At 59.2% G+C, this 26,322-nt stretch carries 24 protein-coding genes and 1 pseudogene; 6 read left to right on the top strand and 19 right to left on the bottom strand.

Annotation, left to right across the window (positions count from 1 at the left end; all coding sequences use genetic code 11):
- Window positions 1-130 precede the first annotated feature (130 nt).
- Window positions 131-694: a hypothetical protein gene (locus ACHMW6_RS25655; RefSeq protein WP_395401070.1), complete on the top strand. Its 564-nt coding sequence runs from the start codon at window positions 131-133 to the stop codon at window positions 692-694.
- 1,847 nt (window positions 695-2,541) lie between these two features.
- Here the strand turns inward: ACHMW6_RS25655 and ACHMW6_RS25650 are convergent.
- The 6 genes from ACHMW6_RS25650 to ACHMW6_RS25625 form a co-directional block, all read right to left on the bottom strand.
- A complete protein-coding gene (locus tag ACHMW6_RS25650) occupies window positions 2,542-2,916 on the bottom strand; it encodes a nuclear transport factor 2 family protein (protein ID WP_395401068.1) in 375 nt (124 codons plus the stop codon).
- Window positions 2,917-2,976: 60 nt separating this feature from the next.
- Window positions 2,977-3,399: an organic hydroperoxide resistance protein gene (locus ACHMW6_RS25645; RefSeq protein WP_395401066.1), complete on the bottom strand. Its 423-nt coding sequence runs from the start codon at window positions 3,397-3,399 to the stop codon at window positions 2,977-2,979.
- A 33-nt stretch (window positions 3,400-3,432) separates the two neighbouring features.
- A complete protein-coding gene (locus ACHMW6_RS25640; protein ID WP_395401065.1) occupies window positions 3,433-4,161 on the bottom strand; it encodes an SDR family NAD(P)-dependent oxidoreductase in 729 nt (242 codons plus the stop codon).
- Between the two features lie 307 nt (window positions 4,162-4,468).
- Window positions 4,469-6,166 (bottom strand): hypothetical protein, encoded by a 1,698-nt coding sequence (locus ACHMW6_RS25635; RefSeq protein WP_395401063.1) that lies wholly within the window; start codon window positions 6,164-6,166, stop codon window positions 4,469-4,471.
- Complete coding sequence (locus ACHMW6_RS25630) at window positions 6,159-7,097, bottom strand: glycosyltransferase family 2 protein (protein ID WP_395401061.1); 939 nt, start codon at window positions 7,095-7,097, stop codon at window positions 6,159-6,161. The genes ACHMW6_RS25635 and ACHMW6_RS25630 overlap by 8 nt, the downstream gene beginning before the upstream one ends.
- Before the next feature lie 385 nt (window positions 7,098-7,482).
- Window positions 7,483-7,935 carry an Ohr family peroxiredoxin gene (locus tag ACHMW6_RS25625; protein WP_395401059.1) on the bottom strand — a complete coding sequence of 151 codons (453 nt, stop codon included), beginning with the start codon at window positions 7,933-7,935 and terminating at the stop codon, window positions 7,483-7,485.
- Between the two features lie 207 nt (window positions 7,936-8,142).
- Between ACHMW6_RS25625 and ACHMW6_RS25620 the strand changes: the two genes are divergently transcribed.
- The gene (locus ACHMW6_RS25620) at window positions 8,143-9,024 is read left to right on the top strand and encodes a LysR substrate-binding domain-containing protein (protein WP_395401057.1); all 882 of its coding nucleotides are present in this window, start codon (window positions 8,143-8,145) and stop codon (window positions 9,022-9,024) included.
- A gap of 100 nt (window positions 9,025-9,124) precedes the next feature.
- Entirely contained in the window at window positions 9,125-9,640 is a 516-nt protein-coding gene (locus ACHMW6_RS25615) for a cupin domain-containing protein (RefSeq protein ID WP_395401055.1), read from the top strand.
- Between the two features lie 195 nt (window positions 9,641-9,835).
- Here the strand turns inward: ACHMW6_RS25615 and ACHMW6_RS25610 are convergent, their stop codons facing one another.
- Together ACHMW6_RS25610 and ACHMW6_RS25605 are read right to left on the bottom strand one after the other, a co-directional pair.
- Complete coding sequence (locus ACHMW6_RS25610; RefSeq protein WP_395401053.1) at window positions 9,836-10,180, bottom strand: hypothetical protein; 345 nt, start codon at window positions 10,178-10,180, stop codon at window positions 9,836-9,838.
- Between the two features lie 17 nt (window positions 10,181-10,197).
- Window positions 10,198-10,968: an epoxide hydrolase family protein gene (locus ACHMW6_RS25605; protein ID WP_395401051.1), complete on the bottom strand. Its 771-nt coding sequence runs from the start codon at window positions 10,966-10,968 to the stop codon at window positions 10,198-10,200.
- Between the two features lie 140 nt (window positions 10,969-11,108).
- Between ACHMW6_RS25605 and ACHMW6_RS25600 the strand changes: the two genes are divergently transcribed.
- Window positions 11,109-13,073, top strand: coding sequence for a putative bifunctional diguanylate cyclase/phosphodiesterase (locus ACHMW6_RS25600; protein WP_395401049.1), 1,965 nt, complete (start codon window positions 11,109-11,111; stop codon window positions 13,071-13,073).
- 1,372 nt (window positions 13,074-14,445) lie between these two features.
- On the opposite strand, the gene ACHMW6_RS25595 is transcribed toward ACHMW6_RS25600, so the two are convergent.
- Window positions 14,446-14,667: a hypothetical protein gene (locus tag ACHMW6_RS25595; protein WP_395401047.1), complete on the bottom strand. Its 222-nt coding sequence runs from the start codon at window positions 14,665-14,667 to the stop codon at window positions 14,446-14,448.
- Between the two features lie 200 nt (window positions 14,668-14,867).
- Between ACHMW6_RS25595 and ACHMW6_RS25590 the strand changes: the two genes are divergently transcribed.
- Complete coding sequence (locus tag ACHMW6_RS25590; RefSeq protein WP_395401045.1) at window positions 14,868-15,152, top strand: hypothetical protein; 285 nt, start codon at window positions 14,868-14,870, stop codon at window positions 15,150-15,152.
- A gap of 505 nt (window positions 15,153-15,657) precedes the next feature.
- On the opposite strand, the gene ACHMW6_RS25585 is transcribed toward ACHMW6_RS25590, so the two are convergent.
- The 10 genes from ACHMW6_RS25585 to ACHMW6_RS25540 form a co-directional block, all read right to left on the bottom strand.
- Window positions 15,658-16,461, bottom strand: coding sequence for a PRTRC system ThiF family protein (locus tag ACHMW6_RS25585; RefSeq protein WP_395401043.1), 804 nt, complete (start codon window positions 16,459-16,461; stop codon window positions 15,658-15,660).
- Between the two features lie 22 nt (window positions 16,462-16,483).
- Window positions 16,484-17,224, bottom strand: a complete 741-nt coding sequence (locus ACHMW6_RS25580) for a PRTRC system protein B (protein ID WP_395401041.1) — start codon at window positions 17,222-17,224, stop codon at window positions 16,484-16,486.
- 21 nt (window positions 17,225-17,245) lie between these two features.
- Entirely contained in the window at window positions 17,246-18,238 is a 993-nt protein-coding gene (locus tag ACHMW6_RS25575) for a PRTRC system protein F (RefSeq protein WP_395401039.1), read from the bottom strand.
- 232 nt (window positions 18,239-18,470) lie between these two features.
- Complete coding sequence (locus ACHMW6_RS25570) at window positions 18,471-18,677, bottom strand: PRTRC system protein C (RefSeq protein ID WP_395401037.1); 207 nt, start codon at window positions 18,675-18,677, stop codon at window positions 18,471-18,473.
- A 147-nt stretch (window positions 18,678-18,824) separates the two neighbouring features.
- Window positions 18,825-19,172, bottom strand: a complete 348-nt coding sequence (locus ACHMW6_RS25565) for a hypothetical protein (protein ID WP_395401035.1) — start codon at window positions 19,170-19,172, stop codon at window positions 18,825-18,827.
- A gap of 81 nt (window positions 19,173-19,253) precedes the next feature.
- On the bottom strand, window positions 19,254-20,906 hold the full coding sequence (locus tag ACHMW6_RS25560) for a hypothetical protein (RefSeq protein WP_395401033.1): 1,653 nt from the start codon (window positions 20,904-20,906) through the stop codon (window positions 19,254-19,256).
- Window positions 20,845-21,705 (bottom strand): hypothetical protein, encoded by an 861-nt coding sequence (locus ACHMW6_RS25555; protein WP_395401031.1) that lies wholly within the window; start codon window positions 21,703-21,705, stop codon window positions 20,845-20,847. The genes ACHMW6_RS25560 and ACHMW6_RS25555 overlap by 62 nt, the downstream gene beginning before the upstream one ends.
- A gap of 101 nt (window positions 21,706-21,806) precedes the next feature.
- Complete coding sequence (locus ACHMW6_RS25550) at window positions 21,807-23,081, bottom strand: exonuclease SbcCD subunit D (RefSeq protein ID WP_395401029.1); 1,275 nt, start codon at window positions 23,079-23,081, stop codon at window positions 21,807-21,809.
- A gap of 32 nt (window positions 23,082-23,113) precedes the next feature.
- Window positions 23,114-24,436, bottom strand: a complete 1,323-nt coding sequence (locus ACHMW6_RS25545; RefSeq protein WP_395401027.1) for a hypothetical protein — start codon at window positions 24,434-24,436, stop codon at window positions 23,114-23,116.
- A gap of 136 nt (window positions 24,437-24,572) precedes the next feature.
- Window positions 24,573-25,466 carry a hypothetical protein gene (locus ACHMW6_RS25540; RefSeq protein WP_395401025.1) on the bottom strand — a complete coding sequence of 298 codons (894 nt, stop codon included), beginning with the start codon at window positions 25,464-25,466 and terminating at the stop codon, window positions 24,573-24,575.
- 294 nt (window positions 25,467-25,760) lie between these two features.
- On the opposite strand from ACHMW6_RS25540, the pseudogene ACHMW6_RS25535 reads away from it, so the two are divergent.
- A pseudogene (locus ACHMW6_RS25535) lies at window positions 25,761-26,257 on the top strand (Gfo/Idh/MocA family protein); the annotation flags it as partial.
- Between the last annotated feature and the right edge of the window lie 65 nt (window positions 26,258-26,322).

Genomic DNA, 26,322 nt, shown 5'->3' with positions numbered 1-26,322 from the left:
TTACCATACACTGTATAAATATACAGTAAAAAGGGATTCTGAAGTGAAGATGTGGGTGATCCGGCGTCGCAGGTTTGGCACGATCTTGCCCGTGGAGAGTTCGTCCGCGAGTTCGGTGGCACGAGAGCCAGTGGAATTGATCGTTAGAACTGGGACGGATCAGGGCATGCGGCAATTGGGAAAAGTCGCGCGGATCTACGAAGTCGGCACCAGGCGGCTCATGGCAGAACTGGAGAACCCTAGGTTAGTCTGGCTGCGGCGCTCGGGATTGGTCCTGACTGGCATCGAAAGGCACCAGAACGAACATAAGCAGCTGGTCGGATGCAGCCAGACTTGGGCTTGCAAATTTGCGCCGCCATATGACGTCTGCGAGATGCGAATTGCAGAGCGGCTGGTAAAAGGCATAAAGGTAGCCAGCCGCTACGTTCGCGAGAAAGGATGGGAGGGACACGTCGTGCTCAACCAGGAGTATGTTCCGGAACTTGGGCGCCATGCCGCGGTGGCCTCATACATCTCTGGATCGACCGCTTACCGGCGGTGCCTGCTTGATGCCGATCTGCAGTGGATGAGCGAGGATAGATTTTCACTTGGAGGGCTGCACCGGGTGCTCGCACACGGGAGGGAACCCGAAGTGGCTTATGACGGTTCTTGGCTTTGCTTCTTCAACCCGCCCCGGCATCAAGGTGATCGATAGTGCGTTTTAGCAGCCCGGCCTACGCTCGAACGATTGGTTTAAATGGAGGCGCCGCGGGGCAGTGCCGCCTGAACGTTTTCGCCGGAAGAATTGAAGTAGAATCTGCATCGAGTTGAAGCTGGAAATTCATGAGTAAGGGCGTTGATAGTGATGAATTGCCTTTTGTGTGGGGCGTCAGATTTGGTGAATGAGAGTGTGGAAAATGGTGCCAGGCAGGTGGTATGCCGGTCGCCAAGCTGCGGACATTATTTGATATCCGCCGAGGCCATTCGTCGACTCGCGGAGGGCGGCCCCAACACGCAAGTACTGGTCGAGATGGTTCGGCGGGCAAATGATAGGTCACGAGTATTGAATATCTTCGTTGCGGATGACGGACTTGTGCAAGCGGACGAGTTTCCCCAGCTAATCAGAGTTCCAGATTAAAGCGCGGTCGGAAACTGAAAGCGCTTTTGCTCACCACTCGTCGTGTTCGGATTTGTCCGCGCCGGCGTCCGAACACATCGACGAATGATCGGCCGATCAGTCCGCGTCAGCAAAGGGAGCGCTTGGGCGCGACGCTGGACGAGAGTTGTCCTTTGTGCGTGGCTTAACCTTGCTTCGCGCTCGCAACGCGGCGAACTGACGCTCCATCTCTGCCATATTGCGACCTCTCCAACCATAGCTCCGGTCAGGAAAAGCCACGCTGGTATTGAGCGCCGTTTTTCTTGCTCGGGCGTCACCCGACAAGAGTCGCTGAATGACCTGCGACGGAACGCGCTCGCTAATGAGGTACGCCAGCGCGTATCTCCATCCGCACTCGTCAGCCAAGTTAAGGGCATTGTCTACCGTTTCGGCTAGAGCTTCTAGAGACCGTCGATCCTCAACGATTAGTCCTAAAGGCATACTTGTCTCCTTGTCGTTATTAGCTGGGCTCGAATGAAATTGGCCCGCCTGTGTGGAGGAGCAAATTTACCATGTTGACGCTCGCGGTGGGTGTAGGAACTTTCCTATTCACAGCTTGTTCTCAATGCCTTAAAAGGGTGTTATTGCCGGAGGGCTACAATGGTGGTCGGCCGGTAACTGACACCGAGCGACAGGGGACTAATGCTGACCTGTAGTCTGTACGTTTGGCCAACAAGAGATACGCTCAGTGCAGCCTTCGCTCGTTCGCCGCTCACGAAAAAGGACCATAGCAGTGCGATGCGCAGAACCTGATGGGGATCTTTGGCGCCAATCCAATACCGGCATACATGCCGGTCGGAGTTACTATTGTTGATCGCGACCTGACTATCAGGTTTTGGAATCCGACTTTTTGCCAGGTGTAGATTCGCTATTGGCTGGTAATCGTGGGGTAGTCACGGCAATTTACAAGCGCAGAGCTTAAGCCTGACTGGCAGAGGACTCGACTTAGAGCTCAATGTCGCCGTCATCATTGTCACAGCGAATTTCGCTTGGCTGATATCGCCTTACGTGCACCCTCTTGAACGAATGCGAAGACGCACAATGCCCAAGGTTGCTATCGGTTACGCAGTCGAAAAAGGCGTCAGCCTGCGTTTGGCGGTCAAAGATGTAGACGAAGTCGCCTATCTCCACCGCCTTTGCTGAGATCCTTAATGGAATGGACATGATGCCTCCTGGATCTTGTAAAGCAAATATAACACCAGCCTACGTTGGTGTGTCCATTGCTGGCGTAACTTGCCTGCCCAGAAGCGAAATTCAATGGATGACGTCGAATGGTTTGCTCGACACCGGGCCGCCTAAGGTCGCCTTCTCGTCACGCAGTAGGGAACTGTCGGGTTAGTAAGTCGACGGTCAGCTGGGGCCTTGGTGGGCAACTCGCCGCTTTGCTCTCTGGTGGCCCTTGCCAACTACCGCTGCTCAGGACGGACATGCGTGAACAGTTTGCAGACAATGCGCCAATTATCTTCGACGAATTGTAGCGACAGAAAGTCACGATAATGGAAGCCCAGCATGCGGCATTGGACCTTGGCGAACGCAATAGGACCCTGAACTTCGATGGAAATAATCTCCATGCCCCTTGCTTCTCCGTTCTCGCTGGGCGATTTCCGGCTGCGCACAACCTCCAGGTATTCGGCCCACGGCCTCACTGCTACGACACCGTTGACCTCTGAAAACAGCGTGGCTGCAGGATGAAAAACGGTCTGAAGCTTCTCAACGTCACCGTAAAAAATTCCGTCGAAATAGCGTTCAAGGGCTGCTGCGATCTGCGCGTGGGAGTTCATTTTTTGATCTCATAGTTGCGTTGTGCGGCCGGCCGTTTCGGGCTGGCCGCGAATGGCTGTTTATACAGCTACCGTTGTCTCGATCGCGACATTGCCATGCAGGGCCTTGGAATATGGGCAGGTCTGGTGCGCAGCGCTGACCAGATTTTCCGCGGCAGAACGCTCCATGCCAGGCAGGGTGACGCGCAAACGCGCTTGCAGGAAGTAGCCTTTTGCTTCGGTTTTGCAGAGGTCAATCTCGGCATCTACCGACACGTCGGCAGGAACGGCAATCTTGTTCGCTGTTGCGGCGATGCCGATGGCGCCGATGAAGCAGGCCGACCAGCCTGCGCCCAGCAACTGTTCCGGATTGGTGCCTGGGTCATTGCTGCCGGGACGAGACAATTTGATGTCAAGCTGTCCGTCGTCACTGCGCGCAACGCCGTTACGGCCGCCGGTAATATGGGTTTTGCCGGTGTACAGCACATCGTTGTTTGTAGACATATTGAATTTCTCCGAGTGAGGATGTTGGGCTGATTACCACTTGCCGTTATGGGCGCCGCCATCGACGCGCAGGATTTCGCCGGTCACGTTCTTGGCCTCAGTGACGTACACGACTGCGTCGGCAATTTCTTCCGAAGTGGAGATTGTGTTCAGTGGTGCCTGGGACTTCATGAAATCCTTTGGCGTGTTCTGGTGCAGAGGCGTATCCACCGCGCCAGGGGCAACCACGTTGACGCGAATGCCCGCGTGTGCATATTCGGCTGCCAGATTCAGGCTAGCAGCATCGATGCCACCCTTAGTGAACATGGGCACCGCACAAGTCAGCTGGGCGTGCGGGGTGCGGGTCAGAACGCTGCTGATGCTGGTAATGCTGCCACCGCGCTTCTGTTCCAGCATCTGCTTGATGACCAGTTGGGTGATGTACAAATAGCCTTCCAGGTTGGTGTGCACCAGTGCCTGGAAATCTTCTGCGGTGTAGTCAATGAATGGCTTGACGATAAAGATCCCGGCGTTGTTGACCAGGCCATCGATGCCTCCGAACTTTTGCAGCGCCACTTCGACGATCTTGGCGGCAGTCTTGGCGTCACCAATGTCGCCATCAACCAGCGCCAGATGCTGGGAAGCCTGGAATGTTCCGGACTTGGTGATGTTGCGTGAATTGGCGACGACGTTGTATCCACGTGCCAGGAAGGCGCTAACGACGCTGGCGCCAATGCCTTGCGAGGCACCTGTAACGATGATGGTTTTTTGCTGGGTAGTCATACGAAACTCCTAAAGTTGATTGCGTTGAATTCCGGCACCATTAATGTCCGGAGTGAGCACACTTTAGGCGGGAGACGGGATCGGATCAACGCAACGTAGAGCGTTATTGTTATTACCTGGTGTAACGAGTGAGATCGTAAAAACGGCGCGGGTGGCATTGGTGAAGCTGCGCGAAGCATGAGCTCATAATGTGGCGGCAGCAGTGCTGCGCCAATCTGCCATCAAACATGGCCCAGATGGGCCGGTCAGGAGAAGTGTTCATGCTTTTGCAAGACGATGAAGAAGAAACCGTGCCGCACCTCTCTCGTCAGCGGGGTGGGGAGGGCGTGGAGCCTATTTCTGGCGGTGGAGAGTGCAGAGTTGGTACGGCGCGTGGTCGGTGCCCATACTGGCACGGTATTGGCGGCAGCTGGAGCGGTCGGCTTGCAACGCATAGCGCGACAGGGTTTCTTGCACGCGGGCCTTGAGGTCCTTGTCGGCCGCAGCGTCGGCTTGATCGACGGGGAGTAGTGCGTACCAGCCGGCGTTGCGCTCTTCCAGCAGGGACTGAACCCGGTTGCGGTAGCCGTCCGACTCGGGGAAGCCGGCGCCGAGCGACACGACGGCCATCGAATCCGGGAAGAAGGAGGCTAGCCAGCCGGACGGGGCTTGCACCATCACCAATAGGCTGCGCTCGGGCGAGGCCAGCGTTGGGACTTCGACGTCGAAGGCTTTTTCGGGTCCAGTGGCCATGCCCCCAGTTGCCGTCGCCGGCCCTGAGCAGGATAACGCCGGAGAGTGCAGTGAAGACCAACACGCGACCGACGATGCGGGCGTTCCAGCCTCGCAGCAGCAGGAAGAACATTAGAGGCGCCACTAGTTCCAGCGGCACCAAGTAGCGGTAGATGCTGAACAGTTTGAGCCATAGCAGGTAGGAGAGCACGCCAAACACCAGCAGCAGCCGCGCACCGGGGGCGAGACGCAACGGCTGCTCGCGGCGGAGGACCAGCGCTCGCAGCGCGACCAGGGCGGCGCCGATCACAGCGATGTACAGCAGCGGCCACATTAGGTGGCGCAGCGTGATTTCGCAGATACGCTTTGGATCGAGCGTGAACAGGAAGGGCCACAGGCAGCTTTCTAGCGTGGTCTTGGGCAGCCAGCCTGTGTCGCCGATGCCGATTGGCGCGGCCATCGGACTTTGGAAGCGATCATTGAACTGGGGGAAGAGCGGATTGCCGAATACAGTCCACATGCGCCAGTACCAGTGCCCGGCGCTAATTGTGATGCCAGCCAGCACACCAAGGCCGAACAGCCATGCAACGCGCACGCTTGCCACAATCCCACCGCCCAGCGCAAACAGTGCGAGGCAGAGAGCCAGCGCGTAAGTGGCGTTGGTCAGCTTCAGGCCTGTGCCGATGCCCATCACGAGGCCGGCCAGCAGCAGCGAGCCTGCAGTGACCGTCTGCGCACGCAATGCGCCGCCTGGCTGCAGCGTAGCGCGCGCGATCAGCAGCAGGCTGCCTAGTACGCACAGCGCGGTCATATTGTCGCCCATTGTGTTGCCGACCTCGGATAGGAAGGCCGGGCCAAGGCAGCCCGCAACTGACAGGAGCAGCGCTGCACGATAGGGCGGCCGCGCGCCCTGTGAGTCTGAGATGCTGCGCGGAAGCAGGTGCAAGGCAATGGTAGTCATCAGCACGAAGTTCAGTCCATGCAGCGCACCCATGATGGCGCCGGCCAGCCGTGCTGAAAGCGTTGTGGCCAGACCGTAGTACAGCAAGTCCAGCGTGGGATCGAAGTAGCTTTGCCAGACGCCTGGTGCGAGGTCGGAGCCGATCTTCCCGTGCAGCAGGGCAAAGGGGTTGTAGAGGTGGTAGTTGCGCAGGTCCCAGTTGCTGTCCTGCCCGTAAGACAGGGACAGCAGGGCGAAGCACAGCGGACCGGCGACGAGAGCGATGCTCCAGCCACGCTCAGTGTTCAACGCCGCCCAGACTCGGGCCAGGCGCGATGCCGCCGGCTTAGTCATGGCCCGGTGCGGGCAGGGACAAGTAGGCGAAACGTTTTTGTTCGATGCGTCCGCGCGTGACCGTATCCAGAATCAGTCCGCAGGACAGCAGCACCGCGCCGAACAGCGTCAGGCCGGTGCACAGGACGGCGGTCGGCATGCGCGGCACCAGGCCCGTGTCCAGCCAGGTACTCACCAGCGGCACGGCCAGGCCCAGCGCCGCCAGTGCGCACAGCACAGCGCCGATCGAGAAGAAATGCAGCGGCTTCTCGTTCTTGAACAGCTTCAGGATCATCCACATGATGCGCATGCCGTCGCGATAGGTATTCAGCTTGCTGAACGAACCTTCAGGACGCGATTTGTACACGGTCGCCACCTCGGCCACCGGCATGCGCAGCTCCAGCGCGTGCACCGTCAGCTCGGTTTCGGTTTCGAAGCCTGCAGCGTGCGCAGCGAAGGACTTCGCATAACGGCGCGAGAACACACGGTAGCCGGACAGCATATCGGTAAACGTATCGCCGAACACCATGGCCACGCAGCCGGTCAGCAAGCGGTTGCCGAAACGGTGGCCGAAGCGGTAAGCCTCCTGCTCCTCGGTCACGCGGGTGCCAACGACCATGTCCAGGCCCTCGCGCACCAGCTTTTCGGCCAGTTGCGGCGCCACGCTGGCATCGTAGGTGTTGTCGCCGTCGACCATGATGTAGATATCGGCATCCACGTCCGCGAACATGCGGCGGATCACATTGCCCTTTCCCTGCAGCGGCACACGGCGCACGATGGCGCCTGCCTGCTGGGCCACCTCCACGGTGTGGTCGGAGGAGTTGTTGTCGAAGATGTAGACCGGCGCCTGCGGCAGGCAGGCGTTGAAGTCGCGAACGATGTCCGCGACGGTCAGTTCTTCGTTGTAGCAGGGGACAATGATGGCAATGCGCTGGTTCGCTAGGATCGTCACGGCAGGTTCAAGTACAGTTAATTCCGTTGGCTTCCGGCATTCATGAATGTCCGGTGGTCGGCACTCTATGCTTGGAGCAGATCCTAATCAACACAGTGGCGAGTGAAACAGTCATTACCCGATGTAATGAGTCGGCTTGAACCTACCACGGCCTTGTGAATACTGCCGAGTCACAGCTCTATGAGTAATGGAGGGGCTATAAACGGCATGCGTTGCGCGTTGAATGAAAGTGCGCGCGCCCTAGCACACTGGAGAAGATTGAAGACCGCCGATTTGCAATTTCTTCCTGCGGTCTTCAATTCTCAAGCCGCAAGGGCGGCTGCGGGCGCTGCAGCACGGATCTGGCGGTTCGCCAACTGGGGCGGCGTTTTCGCAACCGGCACGCTTAGGCAGTGACGACGTTCAGGTCCACGTCGATGTTGCCTCGCGTCGCTTTAGAGTACGGGCAGATTTCGTGCGCGGTGTGTGCAAGCGCCGCAGCGACGTCGTGCGCCAAGCCAGGGGCGCTGACGTTCAGTCGCGCCTGCAGGAAGTAGGCGTCACCAGTTTGGCCCAGATCCACCTCGATCTCAACAGCCAGGTCCGGCGGAAGCACCACCTTCATCTGCTTGGCTACAACCCCGAGCGCAGCGCTGTAACAGGCGGACCATGCTCCGGCGAAGAGCTGCTCCGCGGTTGGATGCGGCAGCGAGGCTGCGAATTCGTACTCCGGATGGGAGCCGCCTGGCGACGAAAGCTTGATATCGAGGCGGCCATGATGCTTGTTAGAGGTTCCGTCGCTGCTGCTCGCTGTCGTGCGGGTCTTGCCGGTGCAAAGGACTTTTTCGATCTTGGTCATTTAGGACTCCATTTCGGTTCGATTGAAGAGTTGGCGGTTCGGGCAAGAATGCTGCCCGTCGGGCCCGGTGACGCTAAGCCCCACTATTGGTGCTCGTCGTTGGAAATCAGTGTAGGGCTGCACCAATCAATGAACTAGACTGGGAAATGTGGACGCGTCGTCTCCCGGAGGAGACAATCACGCTGCTCTTCGTAAGCGGGGCAAATCATGCATGACTTGAATGACCTGTATTTTTTCCACACGGTGGTCTCTTGTAATGGGTTCGCCGCCGGCGCACGCCATATCGGGGTACCGAAATCAACCTTGAGCAAGCGCGTGGCCCAGCTGGAAAATCGGCTGCAAGTTCGTCTGCTCGAACGCACTACGCGCAGCATGCGCACGACCGATATCGGCCGCGCGTTCTATGAACATTGCCAGGCCATGCTGGCGGGCGCGGAAGCGGCAGAGGCCGTGGCCGCGCAGTCGCGCGCCGAACCACAAGGATTGGTGCGGATGAGCTGTCCACCGGGGCTGGTCCAGTACATGATGGTGACTCTGCTGCCCGGTTTCCTGGCCCGCTATCCCAAGGTGCGGATACAGTTGAAACTTTTCCACCGGCCGGCTGACCTCATTGAGGACCGCGTCGATATTGCGCTGCGCAGCAGGATGCGGCTCGAGACTGATCCTTCACTGATTGTGCGCCAATTCGGCCGCAGCCGACCCGTGCTGGTGATGAGTCCGGGGCTGCTTGCTGCCGGCGAAGCTCCTCTTACCGTGGAACGGCTGACTGACTTCCCCACCTTGTCGACGGGAGAAGATGTGGAGGGCGATTGCTGGGAACTGGAGGGGACGGATGGTCAGGTGCATCTCGTTCGACATCATCCCCGCCTGTTTTGCAGCAACTTGGATGTGGCGCGTGCGTCCGCGATCGCCGGCTTGGGCGTGGCACTGCTGCCGAAGCGATTCTGCTGGCCAGACTTCAAATCGGGTGAACTCCTGCATGTCCTGCCGGACTGGTCTAGCCGGGAATTCATCATCCATGCGGTGTTCATGAGCCGCAGGGGGGATGTTGCCATCGGTACGTGCTCTCATCGACTATTTAGCCTGTGAGGTGCCAAAGATTACGGAAGACCCAGTCGAGGGCAGCAGTACTGACCATGGCGAAAACGACACCTCTTCCGTGATGCCACCACAGTAATGGGGGGATCGAATGAGTAAACCAATCATCAACATCGCAGACGTGGAGTTTCAACCTGGATCCGCGGCTTTTACTGCTACGGGGGCTGCTGCAGAACGATTTGAAGCGCGCACGCAGGCGATCGGGGCCAGAATCGGCGCTCAGCATCTCGGATACAACATCACCGAGGTCCCGCCTGGCAAAAGGGCTTTTCCGATTCATAACCATCGGGTGAATGAAGAAATGTTCTTCATCCTGGAGGGGCGCGGTGAGGTTCGCGTCGGTGAGCAAACGTATGCAATACGAGCAGGCGATATTATTGCGTGTCCTCCCGGCGGCAGGGACACAGCCCATCAGATCGTCAACAGTGGAACCGTGCCCTTGCGTTACCTGGCTGTCAGTACAAAGCTCAGGCCGGATATCGTGGAGTATCCTGATTCGGATAAGTTTGCGGTCCTCGGGCAGCCGCCTGACGCGGATGGGCAGCCCCAGGATTTTGTTTTCATTGGCCGTGCAGGTAACTCAATTGGCTACTGGGACGGTGAGTAGCAAGGGTGCCTTTATGACGCCACAGCGACCGCTCTTCCTCTTCTGCTTGGCCGAGGAAGAGCGGTCACAACCCGAAAAAGGCGTCGATGTTACAGCGCTAGACCATTTGATTCCGACTGGCGAAGCGACTTGAAGGCCGTGCGGACTTCAGAAATGATATAGGCTGGCTGCTCCCAGGCTGCGAAATGTCCGCCTTTAGGAAGTTTGTTGTAGTGGATAAGATTCGGGGTACGCTTTCTCTGCCCAGCTTTTCGGTGCTACGTACATCTCATCCGGAAAAACGCTAAGCGCAACCGGGAGTTTGACGCCTTTGACAGCAAAGAAGGACAGTCCGGCAACGGTGTGCTCCCAGTAGAGGCGAGCCGCTGACACCGCGGTGCCCGTGAACCAGAAGAGCGAGATGTTGTCGAGAATATCTTCGCGGGACAGACCTTCCTGGATGCCGGCGAAGGAGCGCGCGATCATGGCGTGGCTCTTCCAGTCGTGATCAATCATAAAGGCTGCCAATCCAACTGGCGAATCTACCAGACCAGCCAGCATTTGTGGACGCGTTCCCATCAAGGCGGCGTAAGCGAACTTATTCTCGCGCACTTGCTCGCACGCTTTAGTCTCTTCGTCCGAGAGGCCTGGCGGCAGTGGGTTTCCAGACCAGATCGCCGCATCGACCTCGGCGGAATTACCTCAGGCATGTTGGTGTGGATGGCGATCAATCCTTCAGGTTCCTGGACACCCATGTGGTTGACCACGATCGAACCCCAGTCGCCGCCCTGCGCTACATACTTCTCATATCCGAGTCGCGTCATCAGCTCACCATATGCTCGCGCAATGCGTTTCGGGTTCCAGCCGGTCGTCGTCGGCTTGCCGGAAAATCCGTAACCAGGCATCGACGGAATGACGAGGTGGAAAGCATCCGATTCATGGCCGCCATGCGCCACAGGGTCGATAAGCGGTCCGATCAGCTTCATTTGCTCGATGATGGAGCCGGGCCAGCCGTGCGCGATGAGCATCGGCATCGCGTTCTCGTGCTTCGAACGGACGTGGATGAAGTGGAAGTCCAGACCGTCGATCTCGGTAATGTAATGGGGGAAGGCGTTAAGTTTTGACTCGATCTTACGCCAGTCGTATTCATCAACCCAGTAACGGGCAAGTTCCTGAAGCGTCGCCAATTGCGGGCCTTGTGATTGATCAGAGACAGTTTCTTTACCGGGCCAGCGCGTGGCTGTGATGCGCCTTTTCAGTTCGATAATTTCTGCTTCCGGGACATGCACATGAAACGGACGAATTGCGGTGGTCTGGTCGGTGTACAGGGCGGTTTCGATCGTGGTCATAGCGGGCTCCATTGCTTCGGTTATAAAGTTACGCTGAGGCCTCATTTCGGCGCTCATCGTTGGAAATCAGTGTAGGGTTGCACCGAGCAATGAACTAGACTGGAAAATGTGGACACGTCGTTTCCCGGAAGGGACAATCAATGACGCACTTTGCCGATGCTCCGTCAGCTGACCTCGCTGGTTCCGCATTAATTGCCGACCAGACGCGGAAACTGATGCGCGTTCAGCGGGCGCTCAGAACCCTGGGTGACGGCAACCACACGCTGTTGCATGCTGCCGACGAACAGCAGTTACTGCGAGATATGTGCCGGGTCATCGTTGAAACCGGCGGCTACAGGGTGGCATGCATTGGATATGCGGAACATGATGAATACCAGACGGTTCAGTGGATGGAGAGTGTCGGTATTGAAAAAGAACGGCTCGACGCGCTTCATTACAGCTGGACGGATAGGGGGGTAGGTCGTGCGGCCCCTGGCACCGCGATCCGCACCGGTAAGCCCATCGTCGGGGCGGATCTTCTTACCGATCCAACCTACGCCTTTTGGCGCGAGGATGCGATCAGGCTGGGTTGCTCTTCCGGCGCTGCGTTTCCCCTACTGGTTGAAGGAGAAGTGCTCGGTGTCCTGGCCATGGCCGCGGCCGAACCGGATGCCTTCGATGAGGAAGAAGTCCAATTGCTCGGGAAGCTGGCCGCGGATTTAGCTTACGGCATTGCCAATCTGCGGGTCCGCGAAAAGCATCGTGAGGCTGAAGCGACTATCGCCCGCCTGGCTTACTATGACGGGCTGACCGGACTGCCGAATCGAATGTTTCTGCTAGAGCGCCTGGAAGAGTCAATGCAGACAGCCAAGCACCAGCATCAGGCGCTGGCATTGCTGCACTTGTACGTGGGGCGCTTTCACGAAATTAATGAAGTGCTAGGTTACCGCTCAGGCAATCAATTGCTGCAGGAGCTTGGGCGGCGCCTTCAGCTGAGTGCCACGGTAAATGAAACGCTGGCGCACGTAGGAGAAGCAGAGTTCGCCTTGCTGGTGCCTGCAGCGAATGCTGAGCGCGCGGCGCAAAGAGCGCAACGGCTTGCCGGTATTCTGCATGATCCCGTGGAGGTGTCCGGGCTCCGGATCGATGCCAGCGTGAGCATCGGCATTGCGCTCTTTCCTGGTCATGCCACTACCGCTGAAGTGCTATTGCACAAGGCGAGTGCCGCAGTGCGCGAAGCTAGGACGACGCGAGGCGGTTATGCCGTGTACACAGGTGGACGCGAAGAACTGTACACCAGAAGGCTCGCGCTGATGGGTGATTTAAGGCATGCCATCGAGCACAACCAACTCCTCTTGTATTGTCAGCCCAAGGTCGACATCGCTTCTCGCCGCGTGTGCGGCGCGGAAGCCTTGGTGCGCTGGGAACATCCTGTACATGGCATGATTTCGACCAGTGAATTCATCCCGCTTGCGGAGCAAGCTGGCCTGATCACGCCACTCACGGAATGGGTGATGGAAGCTGCGTTCAGCCAATGTTATGCCTGGCATGAAGAAGGGTCGGAATGGCCATTGGCGGTAAACGTTTCCGCGCATGACTTGCGAGGATCGGATCTGGTCGAACGGGTGCGCGGCTTGTTTTCGACCTGGGGCATCCCACCGGAATTGATTCAGTTCGAGCTGACCGAAAGCGCTTTAATGGAGGACCCGGCTAGCGCCTTGGAGAGGCTCAGAGATCTGAAGCAACTGGACGTCCAGTTGTGCATAGACGATTTTGGCACAGGCTATTCGAGCCTGGGCTATTTGCAAAAATTGCCGGTAGATTACATCAAGATTGACCAGTCGTTTGTCATGCCTATGACGGTGTCAAATGATTCAGCGATAATCGTGCGCTCTACCATCGAACTGGGCCACAATCTGAACATGAAAATTGTGGCCGAAGGAGTCGAAAGCCAGGCGCATTGGGATAGCTTGGCGGCGCTGGGATGCGATCTGGCCCAAGGTTTTCACATCGGCAAGCCAATGCCGGCATCTCGGTTTCAAAATTGGGAAACCAACTGGGCATCTGATGCTAACCTTTCTGTTGATGATCATCTATCCATGTCAACATCACCGTCTAAGCATTGATATGTAGGCGCTTCATTGATTGGGCGCAGCGGAAGTATTTGGCGAGCGAAGCGCAATACCGGTGCGCATAGAGTAAGTGGCGAGGCCGTTGCAAAGACCTTGCCAGTATGCGTTTCCGTTGTACGCCCAAGAAAACTACCTTGCGGGGCCGCGACCCTGGTGCAAGAATGAGGGGGCTTACTGTGAGAATCGCTCTCACTATGCTCCCGTCCTTCTCCATCGCGGAGATGTCGCGGGATCCTGTGGCACTAGTGCTGTAGGCGTTGCGGTCGTTACCCGTCCTCAAATGAGCAGGCTTCGCGCCTGCTATTGCCATCGCAAGGTGGCGGATTCCCACTCAGCACACGCTGGGTATAGATGGTGCAGGTTCCGCCTGTTCCGTGGGAAGTTTTCGCAATATAGCTTCCAAGATGAGGGCCTGGATTGATAGATTCACGGGCCTTCTTTTCTTTCGCGCGTAGCGCGCCAACCCAGTAACGCCGCCCACGGCGTTATGGCACGGGGACTTCAGTTTCCCCATGCCTGGGAGCTGCTGTCTCCGCTTTGTTCAAGGAGATCATCATGGCCAACGCAATATCCGTGCAGCACAGTTCCTTGTGCATCCTCGTTGGTGGCTACATACAGCCTCCGGCATCAACTTCGCAACGTGTTCTTACGTTGCTTCGAAATTGGGGCATGGCCTTCCACTGCGAGCTGCGTAATCGATTCCCGATGAATCGCAACCGGCCCCAGGCGCGCGGTGCTCGCGTTTCCGTTTGCCGCGCAGTGTCTAGCGCCGCGTTGCTGCACCCGCGTGCGAGTTTTGGCGGAGCGTTACCGAATCAGGCTGCTTGAGTGGCAGCAATCAAATATTTCCGTTCTCATGCGGGAGCAAGTGACTCCCGCCCGGGACGCCGATGCTCCCGATATTTTCATTGGAGGGTATCGTGGATAGAGAGAATCGCCGTAGCAGTAAAACGGAGCGGTGGACCAGCCGCGAAGAGGCGAAGGTCTGGGCCGAGTTCTACCGGCGCATCGATGATCCAGCCGTCGCCGCAGACTTGATGGAGCAAATGGAGCTCGATGATCAAGTCAAGGCCAGACACCTCGGCCTGTACTGCGATGCAGGCAATCGCTTCGGCGGGAGAAGATGCGCAGGGCTAAGGTCAGAGCAGCTGTTCACGGGCTTCAGGCCATTGTTTCGGTCCTGGTCCTGACGCCGATCCGCTTTGTGCACAACTCACTGATGTTTGTGGGGGCCGTGAGCATGGCGTCGCTGGCGCCGCCAGCGGAGCCGGCAATCAGGCAGATGCGAAAAATTCGCCGGACAGGCGCACCATCGCAGGAGGCAAAGCGTGAGCAAGGACAACAGGCTGAGGCCAAGCAAGCCTGACTAGGCATTGCCAAAGCCTGTGCAGCGCGAGTAGGCGTCGTCAATCATGCGGTGCAATGCCAGCGTGTCGTCGGACGTGCCCCAGTAATAGCGCTTGCAGCGCTTGATATAGGTCTGAAGGTCGTCGAGTTGCTTGATGCCAACCGGTGCAAAGCCGGTGATGTGCGTGAAGTACTCGACTTCCTTCGAGGTCAATCGAACGTGTTGTCCCAATCGCAGCATGTCTCTCTGCCGATGCGGCAGCCTCCCAGAGTGAATCGCGCTGATCCCGGCGTTGTCCTGGGGGGCGCACAGTGCAAATGATAAGCACGGAAAACAGCGCCTTCAAGCAGGCGCTTTCGATTTCGTTGCCCGGATGTTCGGCGGAAGATGCAGATATTCGTGAAAGAGGCAGCACAACGTGAATGAGCATGGAGGTCAATATGAAGCCAAACCATTCGACAGAACAAAGAGCTGCGTGCAGCTCGCCATTTCTCGCCCAACCTGATAAGGCGGTCGAGCGTCTGGAGGCATTGATTCCCGGCTGCCGCTTGTGGGCCCGGGATGGAACCCCGTTTATCCGAACCAATCGGACCTGCATTTGCTTTTGTAATTTGCTGACGGGCGTACTGTGTTCGGCAAAGGACATCTGCTACGAGTATGGCGGGATCGACGAAGAGGCGCTTGGTCGCGCTTCGAAGGAGCACGGCGATGACAAGCGGGCCTGACGCTATCGACGCGTGCACGTCAGCCGCATGCGATTGGTCCGACGACACAGAAATGGTCGCTGGCCAGGCTGAACTGATGGCATTCCAGTGCGCTCGCGCAGCGTACTGTCCCAGGCAACCAGAATCCGAAAGAGCGCTGTTAGAGGCATTTCGGCGCTTTCACCAGCTGGGGTATGAAGCCTATTTCAGTGGCGCTACCGTGATGCCGGCGATTCTGGCTGTGCAACCCCTGGTCGCAGGTATGTGGAGCGACGGGTACCGGGTCGCCGAAACTCAGGCACTGACCATGAAATGCCCATGCGATTGTTCTCGCAACTACATGTGGGGCAAGGGTTATGGGCATTGCGCCCGGCGCCCGACCGATCGCGTCGGTTTGAACGATAATCGGCATTGATTTACGAGAAGACGGCGCCACTGCAAGTATCCCTCCGGGGATATTTCGGTGGCGCTGTTCTAAGTTGTCCCAGCATGGTCCGGGTGCGGCGAAACGGGCGTCGCAGCGTGGTCAGGATTGCGATATAAGCCGCTCCCACGTTTGCGGATCAATGGCCATTGGCACCGATCTCTTGGTGTCCAGATTGCATACGACACCATGCGCGGTCAGCCGCCCGCATGAGAAAAGTTCGTATAGCAGTTGTGCCGCGTGGCGCACCACGATGTCGTTGACGAACAAACCTTGCGCAGCGAGCGAGAGGCGAACCGAACACGATGGCGCATTATCTTCACTGATCGCCGTGTCCAGCAGTTCGGGATACAGTTCTGTGACGCAGGGAAGGCGCGGAATATGGATGCCATCCGTCCCCGAACGGGACGCTTGCGGTGTGCCAAGAACGGCCTGTCCGCCATGCTCCGTGTTGCCGAGGTCGAGCCAGTAGCGGTAGCGCTCGCCCGAGAACAGGTGTTCATGGATGCGCCTTCTCGCTGCGCGGCTGTCCACGCAGCTGATCAGAATATCGCCGTCGCGGCCCCACCGCAAACTTCGCCGATTCCAGTATTCCTCGATCGTGGTCGCTTGTGCTTCCCAGTCCAGACCGTAGAAATGATTGAGTCGCGTCATGGTGATAAACGTCTTGGACCCGCCCACATCCGACGGGCTGAAGAGCTGTCGGCCGACATTGGCTTCACTGACGACGTCGGGATCGAATGCCTGCACGAACAGGCCGTGCGGATGCCCCAATGCCCTGATGGCGATATCCAACCGTGCCAGGCAAGAAGCCATTTGTGCACCATTGCCGCCGACGCCAGCGAGATGGACGCTCACGCGGTGATCGAGAAGGTGTTGATCGATGCGGTGTTCCAGTGCAGCCATGCTGTTCCCCTTGTTGATAATGTTAGCTAAGGCCGCGCGCATGCCGGTCAACCAACGCACCAAGGGTCATGCCGGTCGGTACCAGCACGCCTTGCGGAAAGTGGGTGAACTTCTGGTCCAGCATCTCCCGCCAGAACGCATAAGCGCCACCTCGGTGCCGAACCAGCCCTTTAGGGACGTTGGGATGGGTGAAGTACGAGCGGAAAAATGCGTCCTCCCATGCGCTGATTCTGTCCGTGGTCGAACCGGTCGGCGTAACGACGTTGCCACGGCAGATAACGCCATCAGCATTGACGTTAAAGTAGGGCGCTTGCCACAACAGGGTATCCGGTGCAGGGCGCTTCTTTCCCTTATGGGCCCACACCATCCACGCGGAGCCTGTCACCATGAATACCAGTGCGGGGTGGGGCACGTCTGCGCTACGCTCGCCAAGCGTCGATTCCGGGCAGCGAAACGCGATATGGCGGCGCTGCGCTGGCACCCACCAGACCAGCGTGTCGCCGTCGGCAAACAGGACATTACCGGGCAGGTAGCCGGCATGGGCCGCACTGTTGGAAATGCTTTGCGCCAGCCGTAAGGCCGCGCGCGGCGTGATCGGTTTCCCTGCCAGGATGACTGGGCGGCCTTGGTCCAGGCTGACTTCGTGCATGCTGGCGTATGCACCGCCATTTGCTGCGCTGCTAGGCCGATAGATCAGGACGGCTTGCGCCAGCATCATACTGGCTGCCTCCCGCAGGTCGATCCGGAATAAGGTGTTGGGCATGATCGTCTCCTGTGAATATCTTCATTCTCGCTCCGCCAAGTGCCACAGCAACCTGTCCAGCAGGCCGATGGCGCTGAGGTTGAGGCGCATCTTGCGCATCCAGCCGCGCATGGCTTCCGGATCATCCAGCGTGAGCGTGACTGTCCCGATCTCTTCGCAATAATCTCCCTGCCATGCATTGTTGGCATGGTCGTCCGATATCTGTACGGCGAGGTCGCCGTCGCGCCAACACAGGACTGCCCCGAAACCGGTAAAGGGGCCGTCCAGCTCGGGACACGACATCGCAGTAGTCCGCAGGCGCAGCAATGCGTGCGTCAGGGACGCCGCGCGCCTGACGTAGGCGCATTGATGGTCGCCGCCGATGCGCTCCAGCGTAGCTAACGGAAGGCGAGGGCGGTCGTAGTCCAACGCCCAAGGTGGAAAGGCCGCTTCGATGGCTGCGCGGGTCACAATATCGTTAGCCATCGCTTGGCGCGCTTCCAGATCGTCGCCGCACTCCTCATCCAGCATGAGGTTTTCATCGTCCTCTCCGCGCCAGTAGAGATAGGATGCTTCGTCCAGCGCGACGCCGGGCGTGAAGAGCGGGTAGGCGTGTGCACCTTTCCGCTCCATCGCATCGAGGATGGTGGAGCCCAGCTGCGGGATACGTTGCTCAAGATAGTCCAGTCCTGTCCCAACGCCCCAGTGACATACCGACGCTTCGCGCCAGCATATCTGGATGGAACCGGTATGGTGAGGAACTGCGCCGGAGGTATTACACGGTCCGGCAACGCATGGATCGGGATGTTCGATCAGCTGTAGCTCGAAATGCGGCGTGAAGCAGCGCAGCTCGCCGGTCGTCGCGCTTAACCACCTGTTCAGCGCGCTCTGGCAGATCTCATGGATGCTGGTGCTATCCCTGTTGAAAGTCCGTGGATTGATTGCCCCGGCCTGAAGCAGGTATTGCGCCAGCACGCCTGCGAGTCGCAAATTGCTCGATGGAGCGATGATGCCGGGAATGTCCGGCGACATCATTGGGTTGGCTGGGATAGCTAGGCCACGGGCGGGAGAAGCTCCGGCGGCGGCGTTACGCGCTGTTGCCGCTCGCCTTGGCGCTGCGCGTCCAGGCAAGCGGTCGCAAACTGGGTCCAGGCAAGTGCGCATCGCGTCAGCTCCTTCTTGCGTAAGGCTCTGTCAGTGGCGGCGATGGCCGGTGCTACCTGCCCCTGCGCCACCGCGCGGACCTCGCGTTTGAATTGGTTGAAGTTCATCCCTTGGTGCCCACCGTCCGGCGGAAGGTCACTTCCTGAACGCCGTTGCTGGGTTCTTCTGTAACGATTTCAGCGCTGACCAGCTCCGGATAAAAGACGCTGTGCAGGTCACGTACCTCGGCATCGGTCAGTCCGGGTGGCGCAGGAAGCTCGACGCCGTTATAACGGTATCGTTTGGTGATTTCCTTGACGTTCATGGCCATGATGCGGCTCCTTCTAGAAAAGTTCGGGCTGGCGGTTTTTCATCCAGTCGGTGTCCGGATCGTCGTCAGGTGTCGCTTCGCCATCGGATGCCTCGCGGTACTCCCGCGCTTTTTTCGTCGCGGGACGGCTCGGGTGTTGGCAGCTTGCTAGTCTTGTCTAACTCCTTGGTGGCTGGAGTTTTCGTCGCACTCTTGACTGCCGATCGCTGCGCAGCACTTTGGCTCGCCTTGTCGATCGCCGCGCGCCGCCGCCTTCGCCTGCTCCAGCAGCGGCAGGAGTTTGTCCCGATAGGTGGCGATGGCCTCCAGAAATCCTGCGTCGAATTCGTCGGGTGGCGCCGTCAACGTCAGGTCTTTGCAAAAAGGCGCGTCGTTGTCGTTTAGGGGCCGGGGCATGACGCTGATCGTCATCAGCCCGGTATCATGGTCCGACGTGACCAGCATGGCGATTCGCCTTGCCTTCGTCAGTGCATACAGTTCAGAGAACAGGCTCATTTTTCCTCCGTCTTGTCTGAGTAGCCGTATGACCATGGTATGGCCATGCGTTGCGCTGTCTAGTGGGCAGTGTCCGGACGGCTAGTCGATCGGCTGCGTGTCGCTCGCCACGTATTCATCGAGGTTGATGATGGCATCGGCCATTTCGCTGAGCTCCGGCGTGTGGGAGATGAAGTACTCCTGCCTGTAGCCGCCAATGCGCAGCACTTCACGCTTCATGGCCATGAACTGGCGCTTATGCTGTGCATCGAATGCGCCATCGGCCTCGTCTGAGAATACGGTGCCGGAGCGGCGTGCCGAGGTCTCAGCCAGATAAAGCGCCATGGCGCGCGTCAGGCATTCGTTGATCCAGATGCGCTCCCCTCCGCTCATCTTGGCGACATTCTTGGACGTGTTGCGCCACGCGTCGTGCACGGTAATTTCGAAGCCTTCCTTCAGTTCGCCTTTCCCCGTGGTGAGCTGGGTCTTGATCGACACCGTGAAGCGGGGGCCATAGCAGGCAAGCAGCAGCTGGTTGGCTCTGGTCGAAAGCTCGGGACCGGCATCGTCGATGGCCAGGGCGACGATACCGTCGTTGCCCATGCACTTGGCAAACAGCGACCAGCGGCCGATCTCGACCTCGATCCTATCGATCTGCTGGTCGAGCTCCTTGCATTGGTTTTCGCACTCATCGGTCCTACGGAGCAGGTCTTCGTGTCGTTGTGCTGCGCTGACTACATCCAGCAGCGCTTTGTCGGCGCTACTAAGGCATGCTTCGGCCTGAGCGACTGCCGTCACGGCGCGCGCTAGGGCGGCTTCGTCGAATGCCGGGGGCAGGGCAGTCAATAAGGTATCGATCCGCTGCAGGAGCGCATGCTGCTTGGCGACCTGTTGGGCCCGCTGGTGCACGATGGCATCCAGTTGCGCCTGGAGTGCCACCTGCTCTTGCATCTCGACGGTCTGTTCAAGCGGCGCGTCGGTCATCAGGCATGTCAAGCGCGCTTCGACTTCGGACAGGCTGGCCTGCGCTTGTGCGATGTCCGTCTGCCGCGCTGCCAGCTGGAGCTCCCAGGACAGCCGGGCCTCGGTGCGGCAGCGCCTTGCCTTGACCGTTTTCAACGACGCTTCCGCGCCCGCGTTTGCCGAGATCTGCGCCCTGAGGGCATCAAGCTCGGCGCGTAGGGCCAGGCGCGCGCTGTCCAAGCGGGCAACCTTCGCGGAGGCGTCCGGCAGCAACGGCTTAGCGGCACGCGCGTCGACGAGGAGCTTGCAGTCTTGTTGGAGCGCCATGCCGGAGCAGGGCACTTCACTGGTCAGCCCGAGGCGGCGGCGCAGTTCCTGCGCGGCCAGCACTGCCTGGCCGGCTTCCCGTTCAATGGCCAGTAACTGCGACTCTTTGAGTGCCGCGTCGCCCTGCAACGCCTGTTGTCGCCTGGCCGCTTGCTGCCATTGCTCCACGCGCTTGTCCCGTTCCTGAAGGATTGTCTTGAGCAGGGTTTGCCTGGCTGCCGCCCGCGCGACGTGCCGGCCACTGTAGATGGTGCGTTGCAGGGTGGTGCGCTGGGAACGGAGCGACGCGAGATGTGTTTCTCGTTGGGCGGTGCGCTGGGCTGCGCGCTCATGGAGTCGGACCAACCCGGCTTGGGCGGTGCGTTCTAGGCTGTCAAAGTGTTCTTGCGCAGCGCGGCCGCTCTCAACGGTGCTTTGGCGTTCGTGCTGAAGTTGCGCACGGCGCTCTTCGTGGCATTGCCCCATTTCGCGCTGGGCCTGGAGGCCTGCAAGTTCCCGCCCGGCACGCGTCTCTGCGCCCTGCCGCAACCTGCTTGTTCTGGCGGGCAAGTTCCGTCTGCTTCATAACCTCGCCGAGACGTGCAGTCATGTCCGATAATTTGTCACGTTCGCTTTGCAGATGCGCTCTGGACTGGCGCAGCGTCAGTAGCCCCGTTCGGATCGAACGGAGCGCTTCATTGGCCTGATCGCCATGCGCGCGAATCTGGTCCAGCCCCAGCAGGTCCGCGAGAAGGCACTTGATATCGGCGTTCCGGTAGGACGACAGCTGCCTGCGGTTCTGCGCAGAGAAGGCGGTCGTCAGGAAGGTGGTGGTGGACCCGGCGATGCCTTCGACGCACCGCACGTAGGTCTCCATGCGGCCGTCGGAAATGGTGCCATCGCCAAGGCGAACAGGTCGCCAGCCGCCGTCTGTCTGTTCATGCAGATAGGCGTCCGTCTTGCGCTTACCCTGGTCGCGAATCAAGATGTGGCTGCGGTAGCGGATGCCGTCCATCTCCCAGACCAGTTCCTTGTGGTTCTCCGGAAGGTAGACTTCCTCGTAATAGGAAAAGCTGCCGAGGCTGTCGGCACCTGCTTTGGACGGCATGATCGAATAGGGCGTCATGTTGTCGAGGATCGTTGATTTTCCACGGCCGTTGCGGCCGGTCAGGGCAACCAACTCGGCACCCTCCGTCAGGCTGGCAAAGTCGATGGTGACGCTTTCGCGGCCGAGTCCGTCGCGAATCCCCTTGAAACCGGTGAGCGTCAGGGAAATGGGAACCATGGTGACCTCCTTGCTCTGCTAAATGGCTGGAAGCCAGTATGCGGGGGCATGGCGCCACCGCAAGCGGCACTGCACAGCGCTGGGGACTTCATCCGGCCGCGCTATTCGGGCAGCACAGATATGGCACTCGTGTTTGGACGTTTCGATGCTGGTGGCGGTGGGGATTTCTGGAAGATGCGCGCGACGATGTTCTCTGGCGTGTGCTGGCGCAACTGGTCCAGGCACGCCAGCAGGTCTGGCGCGTGTGTGCCGGTAACGGTCGCCCAATGCGTGATTTGACGGGGGAGCGAGAGCTCGCGGGCGATGCCGCTGGCACGTGCCCTGGTGACGGGGATAATGCGGCCTTCGAGCTTGACGTCCGCTGCCTCGGCCAGCAGTTGCTCGATGCGGCGCCGGTCGACCAAGTCTCGTTCCTCTTCCAGAACTTGCCAGCGCACACGCACCCATGCGCCCGCTATGTCGTGCTTTGCTGCAAACTGCGCGAGAGCATCCATGTCTGGCGGGCCTTCGAAGGCGATTTCGTGGCTGCGCCTGGCTGGCGTCGGCAGCAAGTCAGCGCTGGACGCGTCGGCATCGACCGCCCACAGCAGGAAACCTTTGTCGCCCTGTTCGCCATAGTGCAGGCGCCCGATGGACCCCGCGTAGGCTACGAGGCGTCCGCCGCACTCCCATGACTGGTGCTTGTGGATATGACCCAGCATGACAGCGCTCGCCTCGGCAGCGAACAGCGTACCCGTCGTGAACTCATGGTCAGCGCCCGCCATTGGGACACCGTGCTCGGTCACGCAACCATGGACCGTGCCGTGCGACAGGGCGACCACGGGGACGCCACGTAGGCGGGCAGCGAGGTGGTCTGACTCATAACCGGCCACGACGCGGGTCAGTTGCTCGCCCATAGCGCTGGCCGCATCAGCGGCGCCAACGGATGCGGCCAGCGCTGCCTTGTTCATGGTTGGGATGCAAGTGCAAAGCAGGCGCATGTTGGCGGGTAGGGCTTGAAAGCGCCAGTGGCCTGACGCGACCCATTGGTTTGCCGGAGTCAGGGCTACCTGCTGCAGGCGGTCGGCGACGTGTATCGGATACCTGCCGCCAAGGAGCGGGAACAGCGACAGCATCCCGGGCGGTTCATGGCTGAAGGTCCCTTGTAGCATGAGGACGGGGCAGTGATCGGCGAGCCGCCGAATCTGGCGCGCCAGCGCAAAGAAGGCTGGCGAGTGAGCGGTCAATGCATGGTCGGTCGTGTCGCCAGTAATGATGGCGGCATCGACCCGGCGCCGTATCGCTTCGTCGACCGCATGCGAAAAGCATCGGTCAGCCTCGGCGAGGGTTTCGTCGGCATAGTGCAGGTCCGAAAAATGGGCAATAGACAGTGGCATGGCGATTCTCCTATTTTGTTCAAGCCTCTCGATTACTGCCCGATCTCGGATGCGATCTTGCTAATCAGCCCTTGCGGATCGGCGCGGAATTGATCGAGCTCAGCCTGGACTCGTGCGCAGCCCTGCACATTGCGGCGCCAGCCGACGCCCCATGACCAGTCGGCATAGGCATCGAGTCGCTCCGGGGGGATGCCGTAGCTTGCGGCCAGCGCGTAGATTACTGTGGTATCGGGTGTCGTCCTGCCGGAACCAGTTTCCATGACGGCAGCGGGCATAGGCTGCGCTGCTTCTGGCATGGGCTCGCTGGCCGGTGTATCGGCCGTCCATTCAGCGGTGGAGGGACGGGCGGCGCTCTCAAATTGAGACGGCTCGCATTGCAGCGCGCGCACCGCATGCTCGGCCAGCTGGATGGTGGTGTCCCGATCATGTTCGATCAGCAGCGCGGAGACGTCGACCGGCGCTTCCAGTTCGATGATCCAGTGCGCGCTCCTGACCGGCTGGCCAGTCTTGGGATCAAGGTGTGATACATCGCGCAGCTTTTTCGTCAAATAGAACGGCGTATGCTGGCGGTCCAGGAAACCTGCAAGGCGCCCGCCACGGAGGAAGGCGATGGTCTCGAAGCGTTCGATGGCCCGGCTCAGGGCATAGAAGCTGTTGGTATGCAGTTCAAAAGCATCGAGCGACTTGATTCCGGGGATATAGAAGACGAAGCGCCCCGTCAGGTTGCACTGCCGGCTCTGGAACTCCGGGCAGGATTCGGGTTCGCAACGACCGCCATTCTCCGGGCGTTGCTGGGTGCCCCTGCCGCCGAATGGGCGCACAACACGCCGCGTCCTTTCGTCAACACGGGCGGGGGCATGCATCATGCAATAGCGGGTATGGTCATCCGCACCATACTCGCTCCAGTAGCGCTTCTCGTTGCGCGACCAGCACGCCAGCTCGTGCGGCATGACCGCCTGCCAGCGGTCGGCAGGGAACATGACGGGAAACCGGTATAGGCGGACGATGCCATCGCCCCGGTCTTCGCCGTAGGCGTCGAGGATTTGGTCTGCAAGAGCCGGATTGGGGAAATCGTTCGGGCGCACGGTAAACCAGGCAACATTCTTGGGCACTAATGGACTTTTCATGTCCGGGAAGGCGGCGATGATCTTCTGTTCGATCTGATCAAATGTGGCATTGCTGACCAGGCCATCGTCATACAGCGCCTTGATGCTCGGGTTGCTCGCAGCTGTCTTTGTGAGCACCTTGATGCCCGCGCGGATTTTTCCGGCCGTTGGGATGCGTGGCTGTCGTTGCCCTAGTATGGTGTGTGGAATGGCGTGCGCTGGCAAAGCCGGTCGTGTGTGCTGGTCCATGGTGCCCTCCTGGCGATCCTGTGAGACATGGATCCATGCTCGCATCACGCCCGGACGATGCAACCCCGTGTCACTGCGCTTGTGCTGCGGTGCCACGATGCGAAGCGGATATGCCGCACCCGTCCGTCGACTTCCATCAAGGGGCGGCGCCCGCGCCATGCCGCAGGAGTTTTTGTACCGCGAGCTTCCTGAGGCCAAGCGTGCGGCCAATCTCCTCGGAGTTTGCTCCGTTATCGAGGAGAGTCTGCGCTGCCGTCCGCCGTGCGAGTGCTGTATTGATGCCTGTGAGGCCGCTATAGGCGAAGATGCGGCGATAGATCTCGTGAATCTCCTTGCAGACGAGGTGCTGGCCGACGGCGCCGTTCATCCTCAACTGCATGGCCCTCCCGCTTCGAGAGAGAAATAGTTTGCTGTCTGGCCGCAAGCCGCGATAAAACGGTCTTCCGTGTGTGCCGATGCCGTGCGCAATGCGCTCGGACAAGTAGTCATCGATTGCAGTATTGGTCGCCTGGTCCTGGAAAAGCAAATCGCGTGAAATGCGGTTCATCGCGATTTCTGCGCGAAGTGCCGAATGCGTCCTGATGCAGCCTGATTCTTCGAGATAGTCGCGAACTTCCAATTGCGATATTTCCAAGGGTTTCGCTGCAGTGGAAAACAGCGTCAACAGCAAAGCTGTATCACGCCGGATGCAACGACTGTGCCGCGCGATCTTCATAACGCAAAGGTCAATATCTTCAGATTCCACGCGATCTCTACGCAGGTCGAGCGCAAGTGCGGCATCTGGCACAAAGTGTTCCAGCGCCTCGAGATAAGCGTCGCCATTCAGGCGAATTAAGACAGCGGTCGGCGACTCTTCCTCATCCACGCCGACGACCCCCACGATTCGTTGCAGCTCAAGTGCCAATATGCGTATCCGCTGGGAGACGGCGGACTTGGTCACGCCGTGACAATTAGCGATGTGCTCGCATGACGATCCGGCGATCAGTGCGCGCAGCATTGTTGATGCGGTATCTAAGCTACCCTGGTTCATGATACGCTCTCCTACAATGAAATTCTGTACGATGATCCTGTGGATGGCGCGGGCAAGCCAAACGAAAGGTGCCCCGGAAATGTGTTCTTTTCGAGTACACATGGCTTGAAGTCGGAATGTTCGGCGATTGGAATCCAGGCAGCAGTAGCTGATCCTGCATGGAATTGGTGATTGTTTCGCTCAATGAACCTCACAAACTCGCAAGGAGTACCCAAAAGCCGCATCTGGCTTTACTCAAATCCCAGGTAAGTCTGCTAGCACATCGAAACATGGTAGCGGAGGCGCAGCAGTACTGGCATTCCGCATGTGATGACGAGCCTGGGCGAATTCCTGGCGCTGGCAGCGGTGGACGCCGTTAGCCTCTGCACGCCAACGCAGATGCACGCAAAGCAGGCCATCGCATGCATGGAGGCAGCCAAGCATGTGTGGGTCGAGATCCCGCTGTGCGATGCGTTTACCGATGGCGATGAAGTGGTGCGAGTGCAGCGGGAAAGAGGCACGGTTACCATGTGCGGCCATACGCGCCGCTTCAATCCTAGCCATCAGCGGGTGCACGAGAAGATTGAAGCGGGCGAGTTCAATATCTAGCGGATGGATGTGCCGACCTACTTCTTCCGCCGCACGAATATGAATGCGTTGGGCCAGCTGCGCAGCTGGATGGACCTTTGGTGTGGCACCATGCCGCGCATACCCGTGACCTGTTTGCCTACCAGAGCGGCAGCCCGATTGTGAAGGCCGTGAGCCGAATGCCAGTGTGCCCCAGGTGCAGCCTTGCTATGCAGTACTGCATTAGCTCGAACCGCAAGTGAAGGAGTGAAATGGAACAGCGAGCGCGGAGATCGTTCCGTGTCGGGAC

Origin of the sequence: Pseudoduganella sp. UC29_106 (assembly GCF_044055365.1) — a bacterium.
Lineage (GTDB): Bacteria > Pseudomonadota > Gammaproteobacteria > Burkholderiales > Burkholderiaceae_D > Rugamonas.
Note: the sequence above shows the minus strand (reverse complement) of the source record. Positions and strands in the feature narration are given on the sequence as shown.

Excerpts from the sequence above, each read along its gene's own strand:
- ACHMW6_RS25650 (WP_395401068.1), bottom strand. The coding sequence starts at position 2,916 with ATGAACTCCCACGCGCAGATCGCAGCAGCCCTTGAACGCTATTTCGAC.
- ACHMW6_RS25645 (WP_395401066.1), bottom strand. The coding sequence starts at position 3,399 with ATGTCTACAAACAACGATGTGCTGTACACCGGCAAAACCCATATTACC.
- ACHMW6_RS25640 (WP_395401065.1), bottom strand. The coding sequence starts at position 4,161 with ATGACTACCCAGCAAAAAACCATCATCGTTACAGGTGCCTCGCAAGGC.
- ACHMW6_RS25635 (WP_395401063.1), bottom strand. The coding sequence starts at position 6,166 with ATGACTAAGCCGGCGGCATCGCGCCTGGCCCGAGTCTGGGCGGCGTTG.
- ACHMW6_RS25625 (WP_395401059.1), bottom strand. The coding sequence starts at position 7,935 with ATGACCAAGATCGAAAAAGTCCTTTGCACCGGCAAGACCCGCACGACA.
- ACHMW6_RS25620 (WP_395401057.1), top strand. The coding sequence starts at position 8,143 with ATGCATGACTTGAATGACCTGTATTTTTTCCACACGGTGGTCTCTTGT.
- ACHMW6_RS25615 (WP_395401055.1), top strand. The coding sequence starts at position 9,125 with ATGAGTAAACCAATCATCAACATCGCAGACGTGGAGTTTCAACCTGGA.
- ACHMW6_RS25610 (WP_395401053.1), bottom strand. The coding sequence starts at position 10,180 with ATGCTGGCTGGTCTGGTAGATTCGCCAGTTGGATTGGCAGCCTTTATG.
- ACHMW6_RS25605 (WP_395401051.1), bottom strand. The coding sequence starts at position 10,968 with ATGACCACGATCGAAACCGCCCTGTACACCGACCAGACCACCGCAATT.
- ACHMW6_RS25600 (WP_395401049.1), top strand. The coding sequence starts at position 11,109 with ATGACGCACTTTGCCGATGCTCCGTCAGCTGACCTCGCTGGTTCCGCA.
- ACHMW6_RS25595 (WP_395401047.1), bottom strand. The coding sequence starts at position 14,667 with ATGCTGCGATTGGGACAACACGTTCGATTGACCTCGAAGGAAGTCGAG.
- ACHMW6_RS25590 (WP_395401045.1), top strand. The coding sequence starts at position 14,868 with ATGAAGCCAAACCATTCGACAGAACAAAGAGCTGCGTGCAGCTCGCCA.
- ACHMW6_RS25585 (WP_395401043.1), bottom strand. The coding sequence starts at position 16,461 with ATGGCTGCACTGGAACACCGCATCGATCAACACCTTCTCGATCACCGC.
- ACHMW6_RS25580 (WP_395401041.1), bottom strand. The coding sequence starts at position 17,224 with ATGCCCAACACCTTATTCCGGATCGACCTGCGGGAGGCAGCCAGTATG.
- ACHMW6_RS25575 (WP_395401039.1), bottom strand. The coding sequence starts at position 18,238 with ATGATGTCGCCGGACATTCCCGGCATCATCGCTCCATCGAGCAATTTG.
- ACHMW6_RS25570 (WP_395401037.1), bottom strand. The coding sequence starts at position 18,677 with ATGGCCATGAACGTCAAGGAAATCACCAAACGATACCGTTATAACGGC.
- ACHMW6_RS25565 (WP_395401035.1), bottom strand. The coding sequence starts at position 19,172 with ATGAGCCTGTTCTCTGAACTGTATGCACTGACGAAGGCAAGGCGAATC.
- ACHMW6_RS25560 (WP_395401033.1), bottom strand. The coding sequence starts at position 20,906 with ATGGGGCAATGCCACGAAGAGCGCCGTGCGCAACTTCAGCACGAACGC.
- ACHMW6_RS25555 (WP_395401031.1), bottom strand. The coding sequence starts at position 21,705 with ATGGTTCCCATTTCCCTGACGCTCACCGGTTTCAAGGGGATTCGCGAC.
- ACHMW6_RS25550 (WP_395401029.1), bottom strand. The coding sequence starts at position 23,081 with ATGCCACTGTCTATTGCCCATTTTTCGGACCTGCACTATGCCGACGAA.
- ACHMW6_RS25545 (WP_395401027.1), bottom strand. The coding sequence starts at position 24,436 with ATGGACCAGCACACACGACCGGCTTTGCCAGCGCACGCCATTCCACAC.
- ACHMW6_RS25540 (WP_395401025.1), bottom strand. The coding sequence starts at position 25,466 with ATGAACCAGGGTAGCTTAGATACCGCATCAACAATGCTGCGCGCACTG.